Raw genomic sequence first — 24991 nt, 5'->3', positions numbered from 1 at the left:
ATGATACGCTCGCCACTTATCGCGGTTCTCGATATTGGCAAGACCAATCTCAAATTGCTGGTGGCGAGCGAGGATGGCTGGCCGCTCGAGACGCATTCGATCCCGAATGTGCCGAACACGGCAGGACCATACCTTGCATATGACCTTGCTGGCCTGGAAGAGTGGTTCCTCGACACCTTGGCCGTGGTGACGCAACGCCATACCATCGGCGCGGTGATCACGACCGCGCATGGGTGTGGCGCTGTTCTTGTCGATGGTGAAGAGCCGGTTCTGCCGATGATGGACTATGATGCCATCCCTCCGCCGGCAATCGATGAAGCCTATGCCCAGATCGCGCCCGGCTACGATGAGGCATTCTGTGGAATTGCAGGCGCGATGCGGCTCGGAAAGCAGCTGCTGTGGCAGGAACACGCATATCCCGTCGAGTTCGCCCGCGCAAAAACCTATCTGACGACCGCTCAGTTTTTTGCCTTGCGGCTTGGCGGACGTGCGGCCAGCGAAATTTCGCAACTCGCGGCTCAGAGCCACATCTGGGACCTCATCCATCATCGGCCCTCTTCTCTCATGTGTCACCGCGGCTGGAGCCATCTACTGCCCGACCGCGTACCAGCCGGTGCAGTGCTAGGGACGGTTTCGGAGTCCGTAGCCCGGCGTACCGGCCTGGCGCGTTCGACCGAAATCCTCTGCGGCGTACACGATTCAAACGCCAACCTGTTTCGCTACAAGGCCGCCGGCATGGCCGATGCCTCGATCCTATCGACCGGCACCTGGATGATTGGCTTTCAGCGCGGCCTCCCCCTGGACAAACTCAATTGTGCGCGCGCGATGGTTCTCAATATCGATGTCGATGGTGAGAATGCACCTTCGACATTGATCGCGACCGGCCGCGAATACGACCTGATCCGCGGGCGGAATTGTGCGACTGATGCAGCCGTCCTCGCCGCATTGCCCACCCTGCTATCGAGGCGGACCCTGGCGCTCCCCTCGTTCGTCGACGATGATGGACTATTTCCGGGCGCCGCTCGCCGCGGTCGGGTGATCGGGCCGCCCCCCGAAACGCCTGCCGAAATGCAGGCATTGGCCGTGCTCTATGCAGCGTTCAGCGCAAACCGCTGCCTTGATGCGCTTGAGAGCTCAAAACGCATCATCATCGATGGTGGCTTCGCCGCAAACTTGCCCTTCGCGCGCTGTCTTGCGAGCCTGCGACCCTCGCAGAGCGTCTGGGTCAGTCAATCTCCGGACGGAACGGCGCTTGGCGCTGCGCTGCTGTGGCGGCGATTCTCGCGTACGCTTCCGGTTTCAAGTGTGGCACTTGAAGCCGTCACATCACTCGGCAACGATGGGTTCGAACTGCGCGACCTTTCCGCTGCCTACCAGTCCTGGATCGCTTTCTCGGAGCCCGCCTTATGACAGACCACAATCATGCCGATCTTCGCCAAGGCATTGTCGATACCTGCAGGCAGATGAATCGAAACGGCCTCAATCAGGGCACATCCGGCAATCTTTCGCACCGGATTCCAAACGGCATGCTGATCACGCCTACGAGTCTGCCCTATGATCGAATGCAGCCAGAGGACATTGTTGCGATGGATTTTGCCGCGAACTACCGAGGCAACCATCGGCCTTCATCCGAATGGCGCTTTCACCGCGATATTCTGCGAGCACGCGAGGACGTCAACGTCGTGCTCCATACGCATTCTACCTTCAGCACAACTCTCGCCGTTCACGAGCGTAGTATTCCCTGTTTTCACTATATGGTCGCAGTTGCGGGCGGCAACGATGTCCGTTGTGCGCCCTATGCTTGTTTCGGCACGCAGGCACTATCAAACTACGTCCTCAAGGCACTCGAAGATCGCAACGCTTGTCTGCTTGGCCATCACGGCTTGATCGTGACGGCCCAGACTTTTGAAAAGGCCCTTTGGCTCGCCGTGGAGGTGGAGACGCTAGCGAAGATGTATGTCCATGCGTTGGCGATCGGTGAGCCGCCGCGCCTCAGCGACGCTGACATGGCGCAGGTACACGAGCAGATGAAACGCATGGGATACGGCCAGGCGCCTGACCTTGACGATGTCGGCGATGTTCCACGTGCCTTACCTGGGTCACAGGGGGCAGCACATTGACCGTGGATTTGATGGACAGCCGTGACCGAGTTCACTTAGAAGCAGCCCACGCAGAACGAAAGACGTGGCTGGATGTGCGGGTTAGACCAACTGTCGCAGTTCCTGGACAGAAGACGTGAACGAAAATCGCCTTCGTAGAAATCTCGACCTATCCAACCCAATGGACAAACGACTATCATTACCAGCGTTTCGATTTAGTAGTAGCCCGCGCACAGATCGCCATTCGCGACCAAAAGCTCATCAGCCTTGCGTCCATCCGTGGCCGCCTTGCTGCTTTCCAAGTTATACATTCAAGTAAAACTCGATCGCGCGGTCAGCTGCTCTTGTAGCATTCACAACGAGTTGCAGGCGGCGCTTTACAGGAGTTTACGCCTATCTCGGCGCTCAAATCTACTCATGGCGGCTCGACCTGGACTGGCGCTGGCACCAGGCAGCCCTCGACTTCGGTTGCATGCTGAGCATCAATCCGGACGCCCACTCGATCTCCGAACTCGACCACATGCACTGGGGCGTCCAGATAGCCCGCAAGGGCGGCGTCCCTGCCGACCGGGTGCTGAATGCGATGACGCTCCCGGAGATCACGCGCTACCTTCGCCAGAAGCGGCGCCCGCTCGCCCGCGCCGCCTGATGTCGCAGGGGCACGATCTGGCGCTCGAGGGCAGGGTCGTGGCGGTCGCCGCCGATCGCGGCCATCACTTCAGCAAACCAACTCGGGAGCGCATAATCCTGGTGGAAGGCCACGGCGTCGAAGGCGACGCTCACGCCGGCCCGTTCGTCCGGCACCGCTATTTGGCACGCCGCCGGCCCCGTCTGCCCAATCTCCGGCAGGTCCATCTTATCCCATCCGAACTCTTCCCGTCTCTCCTCGAAGCTGGCTTCGAGGTTGGCGCTGGCGACCTCGGCGAGAACGTCACCACCGCCGGATTGGGGCTCGAACGAATGCCGCTCGGGACCCTAATCGAGCTCGGGCCGTCCGCGGTCGTCGAGCTGACGGGCCTCCGGACGCCCTGCGTCCTGATCGACCGCTTTCGAGCCGGTCTCAAGCGGCAGGTGCTCTCGTCGGCGGAAACGGGCCCTCCGTTCAAGTCCGGGGTGCTGGGCGTGGTCCGGGCCGGCGGGACGGTCGTGGCCGGCGACAGCGCGCGGGTTCGCCTTCCATCCTTCTCGTTTCGGCCTTTGCCGGCGCTATAGGGAGCCCCTGCCATGGCCCGAAAATCGACCCTGCCTCTTCGCCTGCGGCCCATGCTGGCCACGCTGACGGATGCACCGTTCGACGATTCCAACTGGGTCTTCGAGGACAAATTCGATGGTTTCCGCATGGTTGCGGAGATCCGGGGTGGTCGGGTCGCGCTCTACAGCCGCAACGGTAAAATCATCAGCCACTCGTATGTCGAGGTCGCGAAAGCGCTGGAGGGCGTGAAGGCGGACGCTGTGATCGATGGCGAGCTCGTAGCGATCGGCAAAGACGGCGCATCCCATTTCCAGTTGCTTCAGAACGCCCTGCGCCATGAGGCCAAGCTCTTGTACTGCGCGTTCGATCTCATGTTCGCGGACGACGAGGATCTGCGCGCACTGCCGCTCTTGCAGCGCAAGAAGCGGCTCAAGACCATCCTGCCGCGCCACAAGCTGATCGCGTTCAGCAACCACCGCAAAGGCAAGGGAACGAAGTTCTTCGCGGAAGCCGAGCGAAGGCATCTCGAAGGCATCATGGCCAAGCGCGCCGACAGCCCGTACGCGTCCGGACGCCGGACCGCTGACTGGCTGAAGGTGAAGACCGCCCAGCGGCAGGAGGTCGTGATCGCCGGCTTCACGGCGCCTAGGCGAACCCGGCCCTTTTTCGGCGCGCTCGTCCTGGCAGTGCGCGAAGATGATGGATGGCGGTACATCGGCCACGTCGGCACCGGCTTCAGTCACCAGGTTCTCGAAGAGCTCCACGGAAAGCTCATGAGCCTTAAGACGGCGAGGTCGCCCTTTCCTGCCAAGGTAAAGGATGAGCGGGTCACGACTTGGGTACGCCCTTCGCTGGTTGCAGAAGTGAGATTTGCGGAGTGGACCAGCAAGGGCGAGCTGCGTCAGCCGGTCTATCTAGGCCTGCGGTCCGACAAAAAAGCCAAGGAAGTCGTTCGCGAAAAGAGTTGGTCGCGGAAATAACTCCGAGCCGACGACCCGGAATTCAGACGGTTTCGCGCTCGGATGCCGAAGGCCACGGCGGTAGCGACGGCAACCGCCGCCGCCCGGCGGCCGTGATTCTGACCAAGGCTCTGGCCCTGAAATGGGTCTTGGAAGACATCCGCGTCAACGCGGTTGTGCCCGGCTATATCGAAACGGCGATCAACGCCGCCGGCCGGACTGATCTCGCGCATTATCAGCGCATCGCTGACCGCACCGCCTTCAAACGCTGGGGACAGCCGGAGGATATCGCGGGCGCGGTTGCGTTCCTCTGCATGCCGGCGTCGCGATATGCGACCGGCACTGTCGTTACCGTCGACGGCGGATTTCTCGCGGGCTAGCCTGGAGCCTTGGGGGAGCACGACCTCGTCTCCCTACGGTAGCGCTCAGGCAAAACGGAGTATTGGTCGGCTTCGTCTTGGAACTCACCAAGCAAGTCGCCGAGACCTCGACCGAAGAGATCCCGACTATACCCGCCGCAATTATTTGGGTCTCGAATTCCCAGGAAACTTTCTCGGCGAAGTCGCTTCTTCAGCAACTATCGAGGTCAATCGAGTGATCGGCTGGGATCGAGCCGCTGTATTGTGGCTGCGAAGGTCTTAAGTTGATACCATCAGCGATCGCTCGATCCCTACATGGATCGAGGTGGAAATCGCCTAGTCTTTCGTTCTGGAGAGCGCCGGTACGCGCGAGCTGCTGATCTTTTGATGCCCACCAGAACAGCGATATCTCCTACGGTACGGAGACCTGCGACGAGCGTCGCATCAGTGGTTTGTTTCCGGCAAACTGATCGGCAGCTCGAAAGCAAACCTGGCACCGCCCAGCGTCGATTGATTGTCGGCCCAGATCCGTCCGCCAAGTGACTCAATGATCGACTGGGCGATAGGCAGATCAAGGCCCATGCCGGACTCCTTGGTCGTGAAAAAGCTGTCGAACAGATGTGGCAAGTGCTCCGGGTCGATACCCGGTCCGCTATCTTCAATAATGCAGCTTACCACTTTGTCGTCGACTAACTCGATACGAATGCCAATCCTCTTCTGAATTATTCCGCTGCTCGTAAGCTCCTGCAAAGCGTTCGTCAAAAGATTCACCAGCACTTGCTGCAGCTGAGTGCGATCGCCGGCAACCATTGGAAGACCGTTGTCCAGGTCCAACGATACGTTCACATCCTGCACATCGAACTCGTGCTGCAGGAAGGCCATGGACTCTTTGACGATGTCGGCGAGCTCGAACTCCGATTGCCTGACCGTACCGCGAGTTGCCATAGCGCGGATCCGGTCGACGATTTCAGCCGCCCTTTCGCGCGTCGGTGACGACACGCCTGACGAACACTTGCGCCTTCTCCACATTCGGGTCGAAGCGGTCTCCTCTTTGGCTTTGGCCGACTGTCAGCCAATACCGTCAGCGATGGCCCGCAACCCATTGATAGTCCGGTTTGCCATTTGTCGATGTCCAGTCTAGCTGATCCGGAAGTTCGGTGACGCGGCGGGCGATCTCGGCGATCTTGCGCGCACCGCGGTCGGCGCATCGCAAAGTCTAACTTTGTCGCAAAAGCGCATCGCTGATCTTCTCGGCCGCCATGATCACGGGGATGTTGGTATTCGCGGTCGGCAGCCGCGGCATGATCGAGGCGTCCGCCACGAAGATATTGTCGCTGCCGATCACTCTGCCCTCGGGATCGACCACGACCATGGGGTCAGCCGGATCGCCCATGCGGCAGGTGCCTACGGGGTGCCAGACTCCGAACACGCTCTGCCGCACGAAGGCCTCCAGGGCGCGCTCGTCCGCAAGCGTCGTCTGGAAGGCAGTGCCGTTGAGCAGCACGAGCCGGATCAGGAGCTGCCTGAGGCCCGCGGGCACGTCGAGCATCGGGCCGAGGATCGAGGCGACGATGCGGTTGGCCGTGCTGTACCGGCTCAAACGCTTGATCCGCGGGGAATAGGAGGCCGGGAAGAAATCACCCCCCTCCGGGTTGAGCGAGGGATGGACGACGAGCTTCGCGAGCAGCCGAACGGACGCGATCATGCGCTCGACATCGCGCGGGTCGGACAGCAGGTTGAGATCGGCCACCGGATAGGTTTTGGGATCAGGCGCCGCCAAGGTGAGCGAGCCGCTCGAATACGGCCGGTTGCACCAGAGGAAATAGAGACCGAGCCGCGTGCCCAGCGCGTGCCAGCCGCCACGGGCCGAGGCCGTGATGTACATGTCCGAGGCGTCACAGCCCGGATTGTCCGACGAGTAGCGCATCGCCGCAAAATTAGGACGCCGCCGGGCCAGCGGGAGCCGAAGGCCGCGTGGCAGATATTGACAGAAGGTCAGCGCGGGATGATCGCGCAGATTGTTGCCGACGCCGGGGAGATCGATGACCGTGGGAATGCCGAGCGCCTGAAGCGCCGCACCCGGACCGATACCCGCCCGCATCAGGATCGCCGGCGATTGCAACGCGCCCGCGCTGAGGACCACGCGGCCGGCGCCGACCGTGAGCTTCTGCCCGCTAAGCGAGACCACCACACCCGTCGCGCGGCGGCGGTTGAGCTGAAGCTGCTCGACCACACTGTCAGCCCAAATGGTGAGGTTCGGCCGCGAGCGCGTCGCTGCATCGAGATAGCCAGCGGCCGTGGGCACGCGCCGATCGTTGCTGTTGGAGAACGCCGGCGGAAAGATGCCGTTCTCGAACTCCGCGTTCTGATCCTTACGGAACGGCAGCCCGGTTGCCGATAACGCCTCGCCCACGGCGCGGCCGAACTCGGGCATCTCCTCGCGGGCGATGCGGCGGATCGGGATCGGGCCGTGCTTGCCGTGCAGCGGCCCGTCGAAATCGAGATCGGTCTCGAGCTTGAGGAAATACGGCAGCACGTCCGCCCACCCCCAGCCCCGCGCGCCGAGATCGCGCCATTCGTCATAGTCGCGCGGCAGGCCGCGATTGGCCGATTGCACATTGATGCTTGAGCCGCCGCCCATCACCCGCGCCTGCTCGTAGGCGCGGACGACCGGCCTGCCCCCGGCATTGCGGCCGGCTGCCGCCGACAGACCCGGCCAGATGTACTTGTCGCCGAAGAACAGCGTCATCGGATAGCTGTCGAGGATTTCCGGCGGCGTCGCGTCCGGCGGGGTGTCCATGCCAGCTTCGATCAGAAGCACGCGGCGGCTCCCATCCGCAGAAAGCCGATTGGCGAGCACGCAGCCTGCCGACCCGCCGCCGACTATCACATCGTCGAAATGCAGCTCATCCATTCCCGTCTCATTGCGCAATTCGATGGACCGGCGCGGCCGCAGTTGCAGCCGCGCCGGTAGAGCTCAGCGGAAGTTGCCCTTGGTCTCTGGGATCACGATCGCGCCGATCAGGTAGATCACGAACACGCCGACCGCGAAGTAGGCCAGCGACATCGGGATTTCCGCCGGGCTGCCGCTCACCAGCGAGACGAAGGTCGGCATCATGCCGCCCAGCGCGAAGCCGATGTTCCAGGACAGACCGGTGCCGCTCGCGCGCAGCGCGGTCGGAAAACGCTCGTTCAGGAAGATCAGCACCGGCGCGTAGCCGGCATTGCCGATGAAGGCGATGGCGAGGGCATAGAGCGTGATCTGCGTTGTGTCCTTGGTCGCCGCGAGGTTGAGATAGCACAGCGGCAAGAGCACGGCTGCGAGGACGCCGATCATCAGGAACGTCTTCTTGCGCCCGATGCGGTCGCTCAGCGCGCCGACCAGCACGGCCGAAAAGAACGCCGAGACGCTCGCGCCCATCAGGATCAGCGAGGAGGTCTGGTTCGGGACCGCGTTGATGACCTTCAGGAAGCTCGGCAGATAGCCCGATGTCAGGTAATAGCCCGCGCCACCACCGAAGGTGATCAGCAAATTGATCAGCAGCACGCCGCGATATTCGCCGGAGAACACGTCCTTGACCGGCGCCTTCGAGACTTTTGCCTGCTTGTTGCTCTGCTGGCGCTTGAGTTCCTTGAAGTACGGGGACTCCTCGAGGTTCCGGAAGATGAACCAGCCGAGCAGCGAGCTCAGCAGACCCGAGAAGAACATGAAGCGCCAGCCCCACACCGCGAACGCATCGCCGGGGAAGACCGAAGACGTGATCAGGAAGATGAACGATGCCAGCAGCGCGCCGATGCCGGCGCCGCCGCCGCCGACCAGACCGGACATCGCACCGCGCCATTGCGGCGGCACCGATTCCGTGCCGATCGTGTGGGTGGAGGCCACGACACCGCCGACGAACACGCCCTGCACCAGACGCAGCGCCAGGAAGATGACAGGCGCGATCACACCGACCTGAGCAATGGTCGGCAACAGGCCGAACGCCGCCGTGCTGATGCCCACCCCGATGATGGCGACCAGCATTGCCTGCTTGCGGCCGTGCACGTCGGCGAAGTGACCGAACACCGCCGAGCCGATCGGCCGCATCAGAAGCGTCACGGCGAACGAGCCGTACACCGCGGCCAGCGACAGCGCCGCATTGCTGGCCGGGAAGAACAGCGCGCCGACGACCGGCGCCACGTAGAGCAGAATGAACAGATCGAACAGATCGAGTGCCCATCCGAGCACCGATGCGATGATCGCGTTGACCATCTGTTTGTTGTCCGCTGATGCCTCTGCACCCGCGACCGGCATATCCATCTCAGCCATTTTGTTATTCCTCCCCCGTTTGAATGGCGCCGCGGTTCGCGTCATTGCGAACCGCGGCCGTTTCAAGTGCGTGCGTCAGCGGCCGGCGAATTTCGGCGGGCGCTTGGCGTTGAAGGCCTCGACGCCTTCCCTAAAGTCGTCCGACTGCCGCAGGCGGCTGTAGCAATGGCCTTCGAGCTCGATGGCAATCGCGAGCGTGGAATCCTCGGTGTCGTTGAGCAGCTTCTTGGCGGTTCGCTGCGCCAGCGGCGAGAAGGTGCGGAGCTCGTCGACGAGCTTGTCGGTCGCCTTCTCCAGTTCGGCATCGGGCACGCATTCGGTGGCGATGCCCCAGTCATAGGCCTGCTTGGCCGAGATGCGCTTGGAGCGCATCACGATGTCCTTGGTGCGGGTGATGCCGACCATCTTCTGCAGGCGGGCCGATCCGCCGGAACCCGGGATCTGGCCGAGCTTCTGCTCCGGCAGCGCGTATTGCGTGGTCTCCGAGGCAATGCGGAAGTCGCAGGCGAGCGACAGCTCGAAGCCGACGCCGAAGCAATAGCCGCGGTTGGCGACGATCACCGGCTTGGCACAGCGCGCGGGCGCCGCGATGTTCCAGGCAAGCTTGGAGACGTGCTCGGGGCTCGCCTCCATGAAGCCGCCGATATTGCCGCCGCTGGAGAAGTGCTCGCCCTCGCCGCGCACCACGATGACGCGAACGCGCGGATCCTCGTCCAGCGTCTCGAAGGTCAGACGCAGCTGGTCGCGCTGCGGCATCGCCACGACGTTGTAGGGCGGACGTCCCAGGATGATGTCGGCGCGCTCATGCGCCTCGTCGATCTCGACCTTGAACCCGTCGACTTTTGCAAGCCGAGGATCGGCGAACGTATAGGATGACGGCATTTTGGCTTCCTTCTGTTGATCGTTGATGGGTGATGATCAGGCCGCGTCCGACGGCGGCAGGCGCTCGGCCTCGTATTCTCCGGCGACGAGCAGTCGCCGCAGCAGCTTGCCGACCGGCGATTTCGGGATCGCGTCGACGAAGACGTAGCGGCGCGGCCGCTTGAAATTGGCAAGGCCCGAGGTGCGGCAGAACTGCTCCAGCTCGACGTCGGAGACGGCGCGATTGCGCTTGACGAAGGCGGCGACGATCTTGCCCCATTTCTCGTCGGCAACGCCGACCACCGCAACCTCGTCCACGGCGGGATGCAGCGACAGGCAGCTTTCGATCTCGACCGGCGAGACGTTCTCACCGCCGGTGATGATCATGTCGTCGACGCGGCCGGTGACGAACAGATCGCCGTCGGGATCAACGAAGCCGGTGTCGCCCGTAAAATACCAGCCTTCGCGCAGCGACTTGGCGTCGGCCTCGGGACGGCGCCAATAGCCCTCAAAGGCCTCGTCGCCTCTCAGCGTCGCGATGATCTCGCCCTCCTCGCCGACCGCGGCAAGCTCTGCGATCGACTTCGCGCCGATGCGCACCACCTTGACGTGCTGGTTCAGACCGGCCTTGCCGGCCGAGCCGGGCTTTGCCGTCGCGTTCTGGTCGATCGTAAAGGTGTAGATCTCGGAGCTGCCGTAATGGTTGACGAACAGGTCGGGCTCGAACGCCTCGTTCAGCTTCTTCAGCAGGCCATCGGTCATCGACGCGCCGGCAAAGCCGAGCTTGCGCACGCTGGAAACGTCGGTCCTGGCAAAGGCCTCGTGATGAACGAGGTCGTGATAGAGGGTCGGCACCAGGTAGAGGTTGGTGATCGCCTCCTTCACGATCAGCGCCAGCGCCTGGCGGCTGTCATAGCGCGGCAGACAGACGAAGCTGCCGCCGATCAGCGACATCGCCAGCAGCGAGCGGACCCCCATGGTGTGATAGAGCGGCATCACGCCGAGCGTGCGCTCGCCGCGGCCGTAGAGATTCTGCGCGACATGGGCGATCGCCGCGGCCCGCTCGGCACGATGCCGGCGCGGCACGCCTTTCGGACGTGAGGTCGTCCCCGACGTGTAGAGCATGATCGACCAAGCATCGGCGCCGACGCGCGGCTCGGCATCCGGCGCGCCATCCTTGATCAGATCGTCAAAGCTCGTTGCATCGCCGATCCCGGGATCGACCGATACCCGCAGCCGCCTGCCTGATAGCGCCGAGCCCTGCACCGCTTCGGCGGAAATATCCTGATAGAACACCGCGCAGGCTTCGGCGTTCTCGATGCAATAATCGAGCTCGTCCGCCTTGGCGCGCCAGTTGATCGGCGTGATGACGAGGCCGGCAAACTGGCAGGCCCAATGCAGCGTCGCTGCCTCCCAGCGGTTCTGCAGCAGCGTGACGACGTGGTCGCCGGGCTTGAGACCGAGGCGATCGAACGAGGCCACCAGCGCGGAGATCTTGTCGTACCATTGCCGGTAGGTCAGGCGAAGGTCGCCGTCGACCAGGGCAATCGCGTTCGGATCGCGCGCGGCGCTGGCCGTGAAGCTGCTGGCGAGATCAAGCATCTGACGTCTCTTTTGTGGATGAAGCGAGCTGGGCGGCGGCTTCCAGCGCCGCCTGGATGATCGGGGTGTAACCGGTGCAGCGGCAGATATGGCCGCTGAGGAGGTCACGGATGTCAGCTTCGGTCGGCGCCGGATGCGTCGCGAGATAATGGTCGAGCGACATCAAGATGCCGGCGGTGCAGAAGCCGCATTGGAGCGCGTGGTTGCGGCGGAACGCCTGCTGCAGCACGCCGAGCCGGTCAGCTGAGGGCGCGAGCCCTTCGACCGTTTTGAGCTCGCAGCCGTCGACCTGCGCGGCGAGCGTCAGGCACGACCGCGTCAGCATGCCGTCGACGACGATGGTGCAGGCGCCACAGACGCCGTGCTCGCAGCCGACATGGGTCCCGGTCGCGCCCAACTGATGCCGTAGAAAATCAGACAGCAGCATGCGCGGCTCGGCTTCTCCCTCGACGGGCCTGCCGTTGAGCGTGAAGCGCACGGAGTGGCGCTGATCGGCCTTGAGACGGGTCATCGCAGCACCTCGCCGATCAGATCGCGGCCGATCAGGCGGACCAGGTCGCGGCGGTAGCGCGCGGTGGCGTGGACGTCGTCACGCGCACCGAGCTCGTAGGCGAAGGCATTGAGGGCGTCGTCGAGCGCGCTGCCGTCGAGAACAGGCCAATCGCGCGCGGTCGGGACGTCGGCGACGCCCCCGACGGCGAGACGCACGCCGGTCGGCGTCCTCATCGCGGCGCAGGCGACGATGGCGAAATCGCCGTGACGGCGCGCGACCTCGCGAAAGGCGACGCGTGATCCCTTGACGAGAGGCAACGAGATGCCTTCGATCAACTCGTCATCGGCGCGCGCGGTCAGCATCATGCCGGCGAAGAAGTCCTTGGCGCTAACGCGGCGGCGGCGCTTGGCGCTGCGCAAAAGCACTTCGCCGCCGAGCGCAACCAGCGTCAGCGGCATCTCGGCGCTGGGATCGGCATGGGCGAGCGAGCCGCAAATGGTCCCGCGGCTCCGCGTCTGCATGTGCCCGACCCAGGGCAACGCCTGCGCGACCAGCGGCAGCGTTTCGGCAAGCTGAGGCCAGGCCAAGAGATCGGCCTGGCGCACGCCGGCGCCGATGACGATTGCATCACCCTTGCGTTCGATCTGGCGGAGCTCCTTCAGCCGCATGATGTCGATCAGCAGTTTGGGCTTGGCGAGGCGCATGTTGAGCATCGCCATCAGCGATTGCCCGCCCGCGAGCACGCGGGCATCGCCGCCTTGCTGCGCGAGGCCGTCGAGGACGTCGCCTGTGGTTTCAGCGCGGAGATAGTCGAATGCGGGCGGCTTCATCGGCGCCCCCCGAACAAGCTGGCCAGCTTCGCCAGCACGGCAAACAGCGAGAAGCCGCTCTCTGCACTGCCGCCGCCGGCCTTGCGGGCGAGCGCGGTGAAAAACTGGCCGATGATGACGCGCGTCGCGCCGTCGAGCAGGCGGCCGCCGATGCTGGCGACCTTGCCGCCGACCGCGGCGTCATAGCTGTAGGTCAGCTTCGTGCCGCCGTTGCCGTCAGGTGCGAGCGTGATCCGTCCCTCGGCGTTACCAAACCCGAGCGCGCCGGTGGCGCCCCCGCGCAGCCTCACCGCGCGCGGCGGATCGAGATCGAACAGCTCGACGTCGGCGCGATAGCGCCCGCTGACGGGACCGACGCCGAGCGTGACGTCGGCGCGAAAATGCGTGTCGGTGATCTTGTCGACGCGCTGGCAGCCGGGAATGACCGATTGCAGTGTGGCGGGATCGAGCAGCATGGCCCAGACCTGCTCGGGCGCACCCTTCACCGAAGCCTGCCCCTCGCCGCGCAGCCGCCGATCGCCTCCGCGCGCGGGCGCGGCAGTCGCGCCGCCCGCAGGTGGCGGCGGCTCAGCGCCGCGCACCAATCCTGCCAGCCGCGCCGGCACCAGCGGCAGCGTGACGTCGGCGACGCCGAGCGCATCCGCGACCGCATTGGCAAGGCACACCGGCGTCGACATGCAATTGCCTTCGCCAACGCCTTTCGCCCCGAGCGGCGTGAACGGCGACGGCGTCTCCATGTGGAAGATCTCGGGCTCCGGTACCTCTGTGGTGGTCGGCAGCAGGTAGTCGGCAAGCGTTCCCGTCAGAAAACTACCATCCTCGGCATAGGCATATTCCTCAAGAAGTGCGGCCCCGAGCGCCTGGGTAAAGCCGCCGCGGATCTGGCCGTTGACCATGCCGGGATGCAAAATGGTGCCGCAATCGTGCATGGTGACGTAGCGGTCGATCCGCGTCTCCAGCGTGGTCGGATCGATCTCCACGCCGCAGAAGTCGAAGATGAAGCCGTGGCAGAGCGAGGAGTTGATGCGGTCATCCTCGTCGGGCGGCGTCAGCTCCGGCGGCGTCCAGAACACGGTCTCGCGGATGGTCTGGCCGGCATCGTCGGGCAGCGAGCCCGGCGACCAATGGCTGAGCGCAGCGACGCGCGAGAACGCGATCCGGTTCTCCGGATTGTGCCTGGAGGCGACGAAGCCCCTTGCGAACACGATGTCGGTCGCTTCGACGTTGAGCTGACTGGCGGCGATGCGCGCAAGGCGGCCGGCGACGCGCTCGGCAGCGATCTTGGCGGTGCCCGCGACCGCCGCGGCAAAACGGCTGGCGTAGTTACCCGATGCGATCGACCAGGCATCCTTGGCGGTGTCGATCTCGGTGTTGACGCGGATATCCTTCAGATGAAGGCCAAAGACGTCCGCAACAACCTGCGCCAGTACGGTGCGATGCCCCTGCCCCTGCGGCACCGAGGCGACGTGAACCGTGACGCTGCCGACCGGATCGAGCCCGACGGTCGCGGTCGCCTGCGCTCCGTTCTTGGGACCTGCCTTGCGGCGCTCGGCGGCGGTCAGCACGGTAGTGATGTAGCCCATGTTGGAGACGCTGGGCTCGACCACCGCGGTGAAGCCGATGCCGTAGAGACGCCCCTGTGCGCGCGCCTCATCGCGCTTCGCCCTGAGTGCAGCGAGCCTGCCCTGCTCGACTGCGAGCGCAACGGCTTCCTGGTAATTGCCGGAATCGAGCAACGCACCCGTCGCGGTCCGATAGGGAAACGCGCCGGCATCGATCAGATTGCGCTTGATGACATCGAGCGGATCGAGGCCGAGGCCGATCGCGATGCGCTGCACCAGTCGTTCCAGCGCGAAATAGACCTGCGGTCCGCCAAAGCCGCGGTTGAGACCGGTCGGCGTTTTGTTGGTGACGACGACGCGGTTGCGGATTTTGACGTTGTGGATGTCATAGGCGCCGGTCAGATTGCCGTGCATGCGGTAGAGCGTCGCTGGCTCGGGCGCGCGCAGATGCGCGCCGCAATCCTCGACCTGATCCCAGTCGAGCGCGAGGATCTTGCCATCGGCGGCTACCGCCGCCGCCAAGGTCGTCGCACGGTTGGTCGCCGACACCGATGCGGTGAGATGCTCGAGCCGGTCCTCGATCCATTTGACAGGCCGCCCGGTGATGCGCGCAGCGGCGGCGATCAGCACGATGTAGGGAAACACCCCCTGCTTGACGCCAAAGCTGCCACCGGAATCCGGCGGCGTGCGCAGCCGCAAGCGATTGCCCGGCACCTTCAGCGCACGCGCAATCACGGTGTGGATGCTGAACGGTCCCTGGAAATTGGCGAGAACTTCATAGGCATCTTCGCCGGCATCGTGCGAGGCGATGACGCCGTAGGTCTCGATCGGCGTACAGGAATTGCGGGGGTAGCGGATATCGATGCAGAACCGATGCGGCGCGTCCGCAAAGGCTGTGTCGGGGTCGCCATAGCGGAACGCACGGTCGCTGGCGAGATTGCCGGGAAAGCCGTCATGCAGCACCGGCGCGCCCGTCGAGATCGCGCCCAGCGGATCGACGACGGCCCCACGCGGACGATAGTCGACATTGATCAGCTCAGCCGCGTCTTCCGCGCACGCGCGATCTGTCGCCACGACCACAGCGACAGGCTCGCCGACATAGCGCACGCGATCCATCGCAATCGGCCAGCACTCGACCGGCGCCTTCACGCCGACGACGAGACTGGTGGTGACGGCCTTGACGTCGCTGCCGGTCAGAACCGCGGCAACGCCCGGCCAGCGCTTTGCCGCTTCAACGTCGATGGAGAGAATGTCGGCATGGGCGTGCGGCGAGCGCAGGATGGTCGCATGCAGCGAGCCGGGCTGGACGCCGAGATCGTCGATGAAGCGGCCGCGGCCGGACAGCAGCGCAGCGTCCTCGACGCGCTCGATCGAACGCCCGACCCACGGTTCGTCGCCACTCCCCGGATTTGCGGATGTGACCGCCTGCAACATGTCCCGGCATACCTCCCGACGCGCTCTTTGACGCGACGGTGACAGTTGTCAGGACAGGGCGTGCGGGAGCCATACCGCGCACTCTCACGACTTACCAAATCGTCTCATTCGAGAGAGTGCAGCGCAGCATCGATCCGCGAGCATCGCCCCGCGAGACGCGAGACGTTGCGGAATTCGCGCGGGCTGACGCCGGCATGATCGCGGAAAAAACGCGTGAAATGCGCCGGCTCTGGAAAACCAAAACGCTCGCTGAGCTCGCCGAGCGGCGTCTCCTCGCGCATCACCGCCTCCAGCGCGCGCTCCATGCGCACGACGTTGAGATAGATCTTCGGCGAGACGCCGAGCGAAGCGTCGAACAGGCGGAAGAACTGCGCGCGCGAGAGGCCCGCGCCCTTCACGAACTGATCGACATTGGAAAAGGAATCGTGGACGCGCATCGCGTCCATGGCGCGGCGGATGCGCCAGTCGCAGCCCACCGCGCTCATGCCGCGGATCGAGGTCGGAAAGCTGCGCCAGGGCGTGAAACGCTCGATCACCGCGATCATCAGATCAGACAGGGTCTGCTCATGGGTGCGCACCGCATCCGGATTCGCCATCATTTCAGCGGCCAGATGCAGCGTGAGTTGGCGGATGCGCGGCGATACCTCGCCCGAAGGACGCTCGAAAAAACCCGGCGCGCCGCTGGCGGCCCAACCGGGGCGAAACTCCTTCAGCCATTCCGGCTCGATATAGAGGGCCATGATCAGCGTGCGCGGACGATTGACGTCGTGCACGTAAGCATGCGACTTCCAGCCGTCGACGAGCACGGCCGCGGCATCGGTAAGCGGCGTGACTTGGTCGCCGACCAGGAACTGCGTGTCGGCGCCCTCAACCTTGAGCAGGACGTGACAGTGATGATGAGCGTGACGGACCAGCGAACGGTCCATGTCGAGCAGCGCGACCCTGCCGAAAGCGCCGTGAGCGATGCGCAGGGCCGTCGACATCAGTTCCTTCCTCCCGACAGCATTGCGCTGCAACACGGTTGGCTCATTCGCGCGGCACTATAAGCGGCACCCGCTTCATATTCCAACCGCGCAAACCGACGCAAGTTTCTCGCACGCGTTGATCGGATCACGTTCGTGCCTCCGCAAGAAGCCGCACGATGGCGGCGCTGGGGTCGGCCTGCAACGCGGTGACGAGATCGACATCCTCCTCGCCCTTGACGCGGATGCGCTTGAAGGCGAGCTCGGGCGCGCTGACCGGTGCGGTCGCATCTAGGCCCATCTTGGCGCTGATGCCGTTGTCGGTGGTCGGATCAAGCTTAGAGCCGAGCGCGCCTGAGACGACCATGAGATCGCGATCAGCCTGGAAGCGCGTCGCCACCGCCCATTCGATCTCGTCCGACGAGGAGATGTCGACGTCCTTGTCCACGACGACCACCTGCTTGATGTCGTAATGCGCGCCGAAGGAGCACATCATTATGTTCTTGGGCTCGCCGTCATTGGCCTTGTCGATCTTGATCGCGAGATGATAGCGGCAGGTACCGCCGCGCGTCAGTCGAACGTCGAGCACGTTGGGGAAGCTGCGTCGCAGATGCTGGAGCAGCGTCGCCTCGCGCGGCACGCCGCCGAGGACCAGGTGCTCGAAGCCGCCGCCGACGATGGTGTGGAAGATCGGCTTCTTGCGATGCGTGATTGCGTCGACCTCGATCACCTCGCGATTGGCGCGCGGGCCGTAATATTGGGGGAATTCGCCGAACGGCCCCTCCGGCTCGCGCACGTCTTGCAGAATGCGCCCCTCGATCACGATCTCCGCATGGGCGGGAACCCGGACCGAATTGGTCCGGCACTTCACGACGTCGACGGGCGCGCCTAACAGCGCACCGGCAATTGCCATCTCGTCCTCGTCCAGTGCCGCGATCGCCTGCGAGGCCAGCATCAAGGCCGGATGCGCGCCGATAACGATCGCAATCTCCAGCGCCTGGCCCAGCTGCTCGGCGAGGCGATAATAGGAGAAAGTGTGCCGCGGCAGCAGCAGTACACCGATGCGGTTCTTGCCGGAGATCTGGCAACGATGGATCGAGACGTTCTGGACGCCGGTCTTCGGGTTGCGAGCGATCAGCAGGCCGGCTGTGATATAGGGGCCGCTGTCGCGCTCATTGTGCTTGGGGACCGGAAGCTGGCGCAGCAGGTCGACGTCGTCATGGACGACCTCCTGCACTGGACCGCTCGCGACCTCGTGCGTCGGCAACGGATGGCTGGCAGCCGCCAGGAACCGCGGCAGCAACTGGTCCTCGGTCACACCGATGGAATCGGCGACCCAGTCGCGGCCGGCAAAGAGGTTCGCGACCACGGGGATCGCGTGCCCGTCAGGGCGCGGAAACAGCACCGCGCTGTCGCGCTCCAGCCGCTTGGCGATGGCGGCGAGCTCGTCCACCAGCGCAACGCCCTCGCGCGCGATCGCGAGCTTGCCGCGCTCGGCAAGATAAGCGAGCCAGGCGCGCAGATCGGCGGGCGCGTTCCTCGCAACATTGTCCATTGCCATACGGGTCTATCCTCAAGGTCTCAAATCAGGGCGCGATCTTGCGCAGCGTCGGCGAGCGGCGCTTTAGGGCCTCGTCCTCGCCCCAGCGGCGCACCACGCCGATGTCGATATCGAACAAGTCGAGCACGCGGCCGACGGTGTGCTCGACCATGTCTTCAAGATTTTCCGGCTTGACGTAGAAGGCCGGCACGGGCGGCGCGACGATCGCGCCCATCTCCGATAGCGCCGTCATGGTCCTGAGGTGCCCGGTGTGCAGCGGAGTCTCGCGCACCATCAGCACTAGACGGCGGCGCTCCTTAAGCACGACGTCGGCAGCACGGGTCAGCAGCGTCGTTGTCACGCCCGAGGCGATCTCGGACATCGAGCGCATCGAGCACGGTGCCACGATCATGCCGGCGGTGCGGAACGAGCCGCTCGCGATGGCTGAGGCCATGTCGTCGATAGCATGGTTGACGTTGGCGAGCGCCCTCACCTCCGCGATCTTCAGGTCGGTCTCGTAGGCAAAGGTCTGCTCGGCGGTCTTCGACATCACGAGATGCGTCTCGACGCCGGCATTGCGCAGAAGCTGCAGCAGGCGCACGCCATAGGTGACGCCCGAGGCGCCGGAAATGCCGATAATCATCCGCTTGGGGCTGGCGTCCTGCATAGGTCTGGTTTCGCTCCCTGGAACTTCACCCGAGGTTACCCGGTCTGTGGCCAGACTAGGTGGTTGCATCCATCATCACAAATAATGATTGATTATGCAGACGATCATTTGTGATGATAACAGGAGATCAGCGACCGAAGGACAGGCCAGTGGAACTCAGGCAGATGCAATATTTCCTGTGCCTAGCCGAGGAAAAGAACGTCACAAGGGCCGCGCGCCAGCTCAACATCGTGCAGCCGGCACTAAGCATGCAGATCGCCAAACTCGAGGCCGAGCTTGGTCAAAAGCTGTTCGACCGTAGCGTCCAGGGCATGACGCTGACCAGCGCCGGCGAAGCGCTGGTGCGGCTGACGGCGCCGATCCTGCGCGACGCCGAATATGCCCGACAGGAGATGGCCCAACTCGGCGGGCGCATCTCGGGCCGCGTCTCGGTCGGCCTCATCACCTCGGTGGCGCAGAGCACGATGGCGAGGTCGTCGGCGACCGTCGCCAGCCGCTATCCAGAGATCATGCTGTCGGTCTGCGAGGGCTATACCGAAACGCTGATCGACTGGGTCAGCACCGGCCAGCTCGATTTCGCGCTGATCAACGTGCCGCGCCGCAAGACGCCGTTAGCCGCGCAACATGTCATGGACGAAGAGATGGTGTTCGCCTGCCGGAAGGACGGGCCGATCAGGCCGCCTGCAAAACTACGCTTCGACCACATCGCCAAGGTCGATCTCGTGCTGCCGTCGAAGCGCCACGGCCTGCGCCTGATCCTCGACGAGCATGCCGCCGCAATCGGAATCGACCTGCGGCCACGCCTTGAGCTCGACACCCTGCCCGCGCTCTGCGACGTGATCGCGACAACCGATTTCGCGACGGTGCTGCCGACCATTGCGCTCCGGCAATCGCTCGCCAGCGGCAGCATCCGGGCGCATCGCTTCGACGAGCAGAGGATCGTGCGCTCGATTGCCTGGGTGCATCACCCCAGGCGCGCCGTGTCGGTCGCGGCCAAGGCCGTGCTCGACGTCATCAGCCAGGATCTTGCGCAGGCCGCCGCCATGGCGAGCGGGTTCGTGGAGCCCGCCTCGCGCAACGCAACTTCGCCTTCGCGCAACGCGCGCAGGAAACCGATCTCCTGAATGCAGAATTCCGCACGGACAAGATGTCGCGCCCGCTGCAAAATGAGACGCGTTGGTAAGTTTTGAGACCAGCCGGCATCACGGCCGCAATGGCCTGCTAAATACGGTCCAGGCGCAGAAACTCGCGAACCTGGCGCTCATCACCGACGACTCCTGTCCCGGACGATTCCAGGTCTTGCAGAACAAGACACAGTCGGGAGGTCCAGTCCGAGATGACACCATTCGGTCGCGGCAAGATCACGGACAGCACGGCGCCGTGCGCCAACGGCTTTCACCTCAACCGCAGGTCCTTGCTGTCGTTCGGCGCGGGCGCTGTGCTCGCCGCCACAGGACTTAGTCCTGCACGAGCACAGGACTATCCCGCCCGGCCGGTGCAAGTGCTCGTTCCCTTTGCCGGCGGGAGCGCCAGCGACGTCGTCACGCGCATCCTGCTCAACCGTATGTCCACATCTCTCGGGCAGGCCTTCGTGGTCGACAACCGCCCCGGCGCCGGCGGCAATATCGGCACTGCCGCCGCAGCACACGCAGCCTCCGACGGTTACACGCTGCTGATGAGCACCTCCGGGCCGCTGGCCGCTAACAAGTCGCTCTACAAGGACCTCCCCTACGATCCGCTGAAGGATCTAGCCCCAATCGGCCTGTTCGCGACGCTGCCGAATGTCATCGTGATCAACTCAAAATTGCCGCCGAAATCGCTGGCCGAGCTGATCGACTACGCCAAGGCGCATCCGCGCGAGCTGAACTACGGGACGGTCGGCGTGGGCTCCTCGCAGCACCTGGCAGCCGCCTACTTCGAGCAACTCACCGGCGCCGAACTGACCCACGTGCCCTACCGCAACATCGCCGCCTACACGCCGGACTTCATCGCCGGACAGGTCCCGCTCGGCTTCCAACTCCTGCCGAATGTCCTCGGTCTGATCAAAAGCGGTGATGCACGTCCGCTCGCGGTTGCCAACGACAAGCGCATGACGGCACTGCCGGATGTGCCGACCGCGGCCGAGGCCGGCCTTAAAAATTACGAGAGCGCGGCCTGGCTCGCGCTGCTTGCGCCGGCGAACACCGAGAAAGCTGTGGTCGAAAAGCTATATAAGGCGATGGTCGCAGCGGTGAACGATCCGAAAGTGCGCGCCCTCTTCGTCGAACAGGGCGCCGAGCCGCTGGTGATGGACCCGCAAGGCCTGAAGGACTTTATGACCTCGGAAGCCGCGAAATGGGCGAGGATCATCAAGAAGATTGGCATCGAGCCGATGTGACTCCGAGGCCTTGCTTCTCGTGGCTCTGGCTGTTCTGCACGCTATGATGCGCTACAATACTCTGCCCGCGGAAGCACGTGGAATTCACGCACCGATCGGGGTTCAATGGGGTCAACGCTCGAATATGAGAGGAAGTGAGAACATCCCCACCAAACCACGCCAAATTACGTGACAGCCGCCTTCCCTACTACTCCCACTCGATTATTCGGGAAGGTACTTTCGCGTTGATTTCCAAACACAAATCCTAGGAGCTGACGGACAAATGCCGGCGGTACGGCCGTTCCAATTCTTTGGTCTTGAATTCACAGAAAAATTCGAGCTCCTCGCGATCCTCATCATTTCGCTACCTATTGGAGTCAATCGACTGATCGGCGCTGCCTGCCTAGGCAGGGCCGCAATTACCGCGCTTCTTCGGCGAAGGTTCAAATACCGTCAAAGAGCGGGAGCGCGCTGGTCCGGCCGTTCGATTTCTTTCACCTAGTCGTTAGGACGCCGTCGACATGGCTCCGTGGCGGCTTTGAGCTAGCGCAAGGGTCGGCCGCCGGACTCAGCGAACTTGATCCGCATGAACCAGCCAGACGACCAGAACCAGCTGAGCGCGCCGTCGGAATCCAAGCCCTCGCGTTTGGAGCAGGCGCGTCGGATCGCAGAGTAATATGCCGCAGATCTTCGTGAGATCGTGGGAAAACTTCGCTAGCGCCTTCTTCACTCACCCCACGCGCGGCGCAGAAACCGGTCGACCGCGGCGGAGCCACCGCGCTTGAGGCCTACCGGCGCGATGCCAGCGTCGGGCTCGGAGATCTCGCCGGGTCCGGACCGCTCTCCAGCGCCGCACGTCTGTCTGCAAGGGCATGATCGAACAGTTCGAGGACGAGGCTGAACGCTACCATGTCCTCCTGTTCGATCGTTCCGTCGTCGTAGCACTTCAACGTTTCGGCGATGATCGCATCGACTTCTCGTCGCGATGCCAACAGATCCTGTTCGGACCCCGCTTCACGAAGCTCCGACGCCAACGCCAAGATGCGGTTGCGGCGGCTGGTGTCGTCGTCCCGGTCGTCCCTGTTCAAATAGCGGCGCAGCCAGGCGGCGGCCGACCCGATGCCGGAGAGAAGAAGCAGGGCGAACCAGAAGTAGTCGCTGTACTTATCCAGGAAGGTACGCTCCGTCCCGTTGATGACGGCTGCGGCGCCGCGGTGCACGGAGGGCTCGGTTTCCTTCTCCGTGTCGGGTTTGGTGATGTGAGCGGCGCCGGCGACGCGTCGCGTGATCGCGTCGCGGACCGCAAACAGCTGGCGATAGAAGGCCGCCGCTTTGGTCTCCGATAGCGCCCGTCTGGCTACAATGAGATGGCTGACGCTGATGGTGTCGACTTTGTCCTCCGGCCAGGCCGGATTCGCGTTGAAGACGCTGCCCGGGATTTCATCGGCTTCGTAGCGCGGTTGCCTCAATGCGATGGCCTCGGATGCATCGACCGGAAGAAACTTCGGAGCACCGCGCGATCGCGAGGTCGCGGTGATCGCGTCGGCCGTGATCCTGCTGTCGAGCGGACCGACCGCGAGATAGGCGTCGAGGGAGGTATCTTGCGCAAGCTTTTCGATCTGATCGGTCCCGAATTGAACCGTCGTCACCTTGTCCGGCTCTACGCCGGAGCCGACCAGAACGGTGCGCAGGAGCGCCAGATTGGCGCCGGTCCTTCCGATGATGCCGACCTTGTGGCCGGCGAGATCGGCGATCTCTCCGATCGTCCCCTTCGGCTTCTTCCGGGATTCCTTGCCCGGCCGTCCGGATGGCGTCCACAGGACGATGTAGTTCTTCCGCAGCACGGCCAACGTCTGCGCGTCCGACGGCATGCTCAGGTCGCCGCGACCGACCGCGAGGTCGGCCTTACCGGCGCCCAGCAGTGCGAGCGACTCGGCCGCGCCTTCGGTTGTGATCGGAGATAGCCTGACCGACCTGCTCTCATCGGCGAAGGCCTCGGCCATCGCCTCAACCACTTGATGGTCGTCGCTGCCGGCGGGGCCGACCGCGATCCGGAGGGTCTCGGGCTGCAGGATATAGTAGAGAGCGGCGGCGGCAGCAGCGAAGACGATGAATCCCAGCGCCAGCACCACCAGCAGCCTTCGTTGGCGTCCATTGTGCGCGATCTGGCCGGGGTCAGACGGGGTCATCGGCAGAGCCTCCGCCACCAAACGAGTGGCTCAGGGATCGGTTCACGCGCCGCTTTTATTTTCCTGCCGAGCTTCCCTCATTGCATCGGTTATATCGAGAAGCTGCCTCTCATGGATTGGGCGGACGGGTCACAACCGAGATCCCACGCCTGGATCGGAGAGCGAGCGCTTCGATCGCATTCGCTCTCCGCGATGGTCCAGTTACTTCTTTTCCGGCACCCAGGTGGTGCTGGCTCGATCGTACTTGAAGCCCGGGGCGCCCTTCAGGTCGTCCTTGGTTTCGTCGAGGGTCAGCCACCACTTGTCGTTCTTCTTGGCGGTCTTGACCGCGCTGAACGGCACGATGACGTCCTTCTCGCCCGCGCCGAGGAACCCGCCCACCCCGATGACGAGTCCCGTGATCTTGCCCGATTTGTCGACGAGGACATCATCGATGTCGCCGATCTTGCTCTCCTTCGGATCGTACACAGCCTGCTTGTAGTAGTTCGTCACAGTCCAGCTTTCCGTCGGGGCCGCGGTCAGCACGGTGGTGGCAGCGAAGGCCCCGGTCGCCGTCGTCGCGGCCAGCAGACATCCGATCGCAAGATTCTTCTTCATATCCGAACTCCTCGTTTCGTAATGGACCCATCCAACGGGATAAAATGGCAAATGTTCCGATGCTGGAACGGGCTGAGCGCCGTGCAGCAGGGCGTGGGGTTTGCGCGAAGCGAGCGCTGTCGGCCTCACCCTCAGTGCAGGTCGATCTCAACCGCCACCCTGACGAGGTCCGAGTGGCTCTTGGCGCCCAGCTTCGTCTTGAGCGCCGAAGTGACGTTCGCGACGGTTTTGTAGGAGATGCCGAGTTCGGATGCCACTTCCGCTATCCGGTCTCCCCTTCCCAGCAGCCTGAGTATTTCGAGTTCGCGTGCGCTCATCTGTGTCAACGGGCTGGCTTTGATCTCGGCGCCGGCGAAGGTCGTCGCTTCGGCCAAGCGAGGCGATACGAAGCGCCCACCCGCTGCAACTTTCCGTATGGCCTCGGCCAGGATCTTTGGATCGTCGCTCTTTGAGACGTATCCTTGGATGCCCATGTCGACGGCGCGCACCACGAAGGCCGGATCATCGCTCACGCTGAGCATGACGATCCGCGCGGCGGGATCGTCCTTACGGATCCGGCGCGTCAGTTCGAAACCCGTCAGGTCTGGAAGTCTCAGGTCCACGACGGTTACGTCCGGATGCTGCTGCAAGTACGCCTGATGGCCCGTCTTCGCGTCGAAGGCTTCCTCGATTTCGACGGAATGGTCCGATGCGAACAGCGCGCGGCATCCCGTCACGACGACAGGATGGTCGTCGACGACCAGCACCCGCACCACCGATTTTGTCTTATCCTGCACCAACGATCCTCGATTCACGCGACAGGAACGCCGGGCACGCGCCATTGGTTCGATATCATCCCAACGGAAAACGAGCGAAGCGCTCGAAGAGCGCAAGTTGCCGAAGCATCCAGATCGCTTCTTCCTCGGCGGCCGCAGCACGCCGAGGCTGCAAGCAAATGCACTAGCCGGGAAAAACAGGCAATCGGCCTCTCACAAAACCGG

21 protein-coding genes and 1 pseudogene are annotated in these 24991 nt (G+C 63.8%); 8 read left to right on the top strand and 14 right to left on the bottom strand.

Annotated elements, in window-relative coordinates; translation table 11 throughout:
- From XI06_RS31070 to XI06_RS43600, 6 genes and pseudogenes are all read left to right on the top strand, one after another.
- Window positions 1–1410, top strand: coding sequence for an FGGY-family carbohydrate kinase (locus tag XI06_RS31070; protein WP_237866394.1), 1410 nt, complete (start codon window positions 1–3; stop codon window positions 1408–1410).
- Window positions 1407–2120 carry a class II aldolase/adducin family protein gene (locus XI06_RS31065; RefSeq protein WP_237866393.1) on the top strand — a complete coding sequence of 238 codons (714 nt, stop codon included), beginning with the start codon at window positions 1407–1409 and terminating at the stop codon, window positions 2118–2120. Before XI06_RS31070 ends, XI06_RS31065 begins: the two co-directional genes overlap by 4 nt.
- Window positions 2121–2511: 391 nt before the next feature.
- Window positions 2512–2748 (top strand): annotated as a pseudogene (locus tag XI06_RS31060) (DNA polymerase/3'-5' exonuclease PolX); the annotation flags it as partial.
- Window positions 2748–3311, top strand: a complete 564-nt coding sequence (locus XI06_RS31055) for an MOSC domain-containing protein (RefSeq protein WP_237866392.1) — start codon at window positions 2748–2750, stop codon at window positions 3309–3311. The pseudogene XI06_RS31060 and the gene XI06_RS31055, both read left to right, overlap by 1 nt.
- Window positions 3312–3323: 12 nt before the next feature.
- Window positions 3324–4271: a non-homologous end-joining DNA ligase gene (ligD, locus tag XI06_RS31050; protein WP_237871082.1), complete on the top strand. Its 948-nt coding sequence runs from the start codon at window positions 3324–3326 to the stop codon at window positions 4269–4271.
- Window positions 4169–4630 carry an SDR family NAD(P)-dependent oxidoreductase gene (locus XI06_RS43600; protein ID WP_333909378.1) on the top strand — a complete coding sequence of 154 codons (462 nt, stop codon included), beginning with the start codon at window positions 4169–4171 and terminating at the stop codon, window positions 4628–4630. The genes ligD and XI06_RS43600 overlap by 103 nt, the downstream gene beginning before the upstream one ends.
- Window positions 4631–5053: 423 nt before the next feature.
- On the opposite strand, the gene XI06_RS31040 is transcribed toward XI06_RS43600, so the two are convergent.
- The 11 genes from XI06_RS31040 to XI06_RS30990 all read right to left on the bottom strand — a co-directional run bounded on the left by XI06_RS31040 (window position 5054) and on the right by XI06_RS30990 (window position 18869).
- A complete protein-coding gene (locus tag XI06_RS31040) occupies window positions 5054–5608 on the bottom strand; it encodes a sensor histidine kinase (protein WP_237871084.1) in 555 nt (184 codons plus the stop codon).
- 217 nt (window positions 5609–5825) lie between these two features.
- A complete protein-coding gene (locus XI06_RS31035) occupies window positions 5826–7523 on the bottom strand; it encodes a GMC family oxidoreductase (protein WP_271607142.1) in 1698 nt (565 codons plus the stop codon).
- Between the two features lie 63 nt (window positions 7524–7586).
- Window positions 7587–8918, bottom strand: coding sequence for an MFS transporter (locus XI06_RS31030; protein WP_237866387.1), 1332 nt, complete (start codon window positions 8916–8918; stop codon window positions 7587–7589).
- 75 nt (window positions 8919–8993) lie between these two features.
- Window positions 8994–9800: an enoyl-CoA hydratase/isomerase family protein gene (locus XI06_RS31025; RefSeq protein ID WP_237866386.1), complete on the bottom strand. Its 807-nt coding sequence runs from the start codon at window positions 9798–9800 to the stop codon at window positions 8994–8996.
- Between the two features lie 36 nt (window positions 9801–9836).
- Window positions 9837–11381, bottom strand: coding sequence for an AMP-binding protein (locus XI06_RS31020; RefSeq protein WP_237866385.1), 1545 nt, complete (start codon window positions 11379–11381; stop codon window positions 9837–9839).
- Complete coding sequence (locus tag XI06_RS31015) at window positions 11374–11892, bottom strand: (2Fe-2S)-binding protein (protein WP_237866384.1); 519 nt, start codon at window positions 11890–11892, stop codon at window positions 11374–11376. Before XI06_RS31015 ends, XI06_RS31020 begins: the two co-directional genes overlap by 8 nt.
- A complete protein-coding gene (locus tag XI06_RS31010) occupies window positions 11889–12704 on the bottom strand; it encodes an FAD binding domain-containing protein (protein WP_271607141.1) in 816 nt (271 codons plus the stop codon). The genes XI06_RS31015 and XI06_RS31010 overlap by 4 nt, the downstream gene beginning before the upstream one ends.
- Window positions 12701–15700 carry a xanthine dehydrogenase family protein molybdopterin-binding subunit gene (locus XI06_RS31005; protein WP_271607140.1) on the bottom strand — a complete coding sequence of 1000 codons (3000 nt, stop codon included), beginning with the start codon at window positions 15698–15700 and terminating at the stop codon, window positions 12701–12703. The genes XI06_RS31010 and XI06_RS31005 overlap by 4 nt, the downstream gene beginning before the upstream one ends.
- Window positions 15701–15804: 104 nt before the next feature.
- Window positions 15805–16683 (bottom strand): helix-turn-helix transcriptional regulator, encoded by an 879-nt coding sequence (locus XI06_RS31000; RefSeq protein ID WP_237866381.1) that lies wholly within the window; start codon window positions 16681–16683, stop codon window positions 15805–15807.
- A gap of 127 nt (window positions 16684–16810) precedes the next feature.
- On the bottom strand, window positions 16811–18223 hold the full coding sequence (locus XI06_RS30995) for a UbiD family decarboxylase (protein WP_237866380.1): 1413 nt from the start codon (window positions 18221–18223) through the stop codon (window positions 16811–16813).
- A 25-nt stretch (window positions 18224–18248) separates the two neighbouring features.
- The gene (locus XI06_RS30990; RefSeq protein ID WP_237866379.1) at window positions 18249–18869 is read right to left on the bottom strand and encodes a UbiX family flavin prenyltransferase; all 621 of its coding nucleotides are present in this window, start codon (window positions 18867–18869) and stop codon (window positions 18249–18251) included.
- 164 nt (window positions 18870–19033) lie between these two features.
- On the opposite strand from XI06_RS30990, the gene XI06_RS30985 reads away from it, so the two are divergent.
- The gene (locus tag XI06_RS30985; RefSeq protein ID WP_237871477.1) at window positions 19034–19993 is read left to right on the top strand and encodes a LysR family transcriptional regulator; all 960 of its coding nucleotides are present in this window, start codon (window positions 19034–19036) and stop codon (window positions 19991–19993) included.
- A gap of 212 nt (window positions 19994–20205) precedes the next feature.
- The gene (locus XI06_RS30980) at window positions 20206–21246 is read left to right on the top strand and encodes a Bug family tripartite tricarboxylate transporter substrate binding protein (protein ID WP_237866378.1); all 1041 of its coding nucleotides are present in this window, start codon (window positions 20206–20208) and stop codon (window positions 21244–21246) included.
- A gap of 767 nt (window positions 21247–22013) precedes the next feature.
- Here XI06_RS30980 and XI06_RS30975 read toward each other — a convergent pair.
- From XI06_RS30975 to XI06_RS30965, 3 genes are all read right to left on the bottom strand, one after another.
- A complete protein-coding gene (locus tag XI06_RS30975) occupies window positions 22014–23414 on the bottom strand; it encodes a TAXI family TRAP transporter solute-binding subunit (RefSeq protein ID WP_271607139.1) in 1401 nt (466 codons plus the stop codon).
- Window positions 23415–23615: 201 nt separating this feature from the next.
- On the bottom strand, window positions 23616–24011 hold the full coding sequence (locus XI06_RS30970; RefSeq protein WP_237866376.1) for a PRC-barrel domain-containing protein: 396 nt from the start codon (window positions 24009–24011) through the stop codon (window positions 23616–23618).
- 131 nt (window positions 24012–24142) lie between these two features.
- Window positions 24143–24787: a response regulator transcription factor gene (locus XI06_RS30965; protein ID WP_377802876.1), complete on the bottom strand. Its 645-nt coding sequence runs from the start codon at window positions 24785–24787 to the stop codon at window positions 24143–24145.
- Window positions 24788–24991 lie beyond the last annotated feature (204 nt).

Origin of the sequence: Bradyrhizobium sp. CCBAU 11434 (assembly GCF_028128895.1) — a bacterium.
Classification (GTDB): Bacteria; Pseudomonadota; Alphaproteobacteria; order Rhizobiales; family Xanthobacteraceae; genus Bradyrhizobium; species Bradyrhizobium zhengyangense.
The sequence above is the reverse complement of the archived record's forward strand: the minus strand, read 5'-3'. Positions and strand labels throughout refer to the sequence as shown.

Excerpts from the sequence above, each read along its gene's own strand:
- XI06_RS31035 (WP_271607142.1), bottom strand. The coding sequence starts at position 7,523 with ATGGATGAGCTGCATTTCGACGATGTGATAGTCGGCGGCGGGTCGGCA.
- XI06_RS31000 (WP_237866381.1), bottom strand. The coding sequence starts at position 16,683 with ATGTCGACGGCCCTGCGCATCGCTCACGGCGCTTTCGGCAGGGTCGCG.
- XI06_RS30995 (WP_237866380.1), bottom strand. The coding sequence starts at position 18,223 with ATGGCAATGGACAATGTTGCGAGGAACGCGCCCGCCGATCTGCGCGCC.
- XI06_RS31015 (WP_237866384.1), bottom strand. The coding sequence starts at position 11,892 with ATGACCCGTCTCAAGGCCGATCAGCGCCACTCCGTGCGCTTCACGCTC.
- XI06_RS31070 (WP_237866394.1), top strand. The coding sequence starts at position 1 with ATGATACGCTCGCCACTTATCGCGGTTCTCGATATTGGCAAGACCAAT.
- XI06_RS31020 (WP_237866385.1), bottom strand. The coding sequence starts at position 11,381 with ATGCTTGATCTCGCCAGCAGCTTCACGGCCAGCGCCGCGCGCGATCCG.
- XI06_RS31055 (WP_237866392.1), top strand. The coding sequence starts at position 2,748 with ATGTCGCAGGGGCACGATCTGGCGCTCGAGGGCAGGGTCGTGGCGGTC.
- XI06_RS31005 (WP_271607140.1), bottom strand. The coding sequence starts at position 15,700 with ATGTTGCAGGCGGTCACATCCGCAAATCCGGGGAGTGGCGACGAACCG.
- XI06_RS30985 (WP_237871477.1), top strand. The coding sequence starts at position 19,034 with ATGCAATATTTCCTGTGCCTAGCCGAGGAAAAGAACGTCACAAGGGCC.
- XI06_RS31025 (WP_237866386.1), bottom strand. The coding sequence starts at position 9,800 with ATGCCGTCATCCTATACGTTCGCCGATCCTCGGCTTGCAAAAGTCGAC.
- XI06_RS31065 (WP_237866393.1), top strand. The coding sequence starts at position 1,407 with ATGACAGACCACAATCATGCCGATCTTCGCCAAGGCATTGTCGATACC.
- XI06_RS30990 (WP_237866379.1), bottom strand. The coding sequence starts at position 18,869 with ATGCAGGACGCCAGCCCCAAGCGGATGATTATCGGCATTTCCGGCGCC.
- XI06_RS31030 (WP_237866387.1), bottom strand. The coding sequence starts at position 8,918 with ATGGCTGAGATGGATATGCCGGTCGCGGGTGCAGAGGCATCAGCGGAC.
- XI06_RS30980 (WP_237866378.1), top strand. The coding sequence starts at position 20,206 with ATGACACCATTCGGTCGCGGCAAGATCACGGACAGCACGGCGCCGTGC.
- ligD (WP_237871082.1), top strand. The coding sequence starts at position 3,324 with ATGGCCCGAAAATCGACCCTGCCTCTTCGCCTGCGGCCCATGCTGGCC.
- XI06_RS31010 (WP_271607141.1), bottom strand. The coding sequence starts at position 12,704 with ATGAAGCCGCCCGCATTCGACTATCTCCGCGCTGAAACCACAGGCGAC.
- XI06_RS30975 (WP_271607139.1), bottom strand. The coding sequence starts at position 23,414 with ATGACCCCGTCTGACCCCGGCCAGATCGCGCACAATGGACGCCAACGA.
- XI06_RS30970 (WP_237866376.1), bottom strand. The coding sequence starts at position 24,011 with ATGAAGAAGAATCTTGCGATCGGATGTCTGCTGGCCGCGACGACGGCG.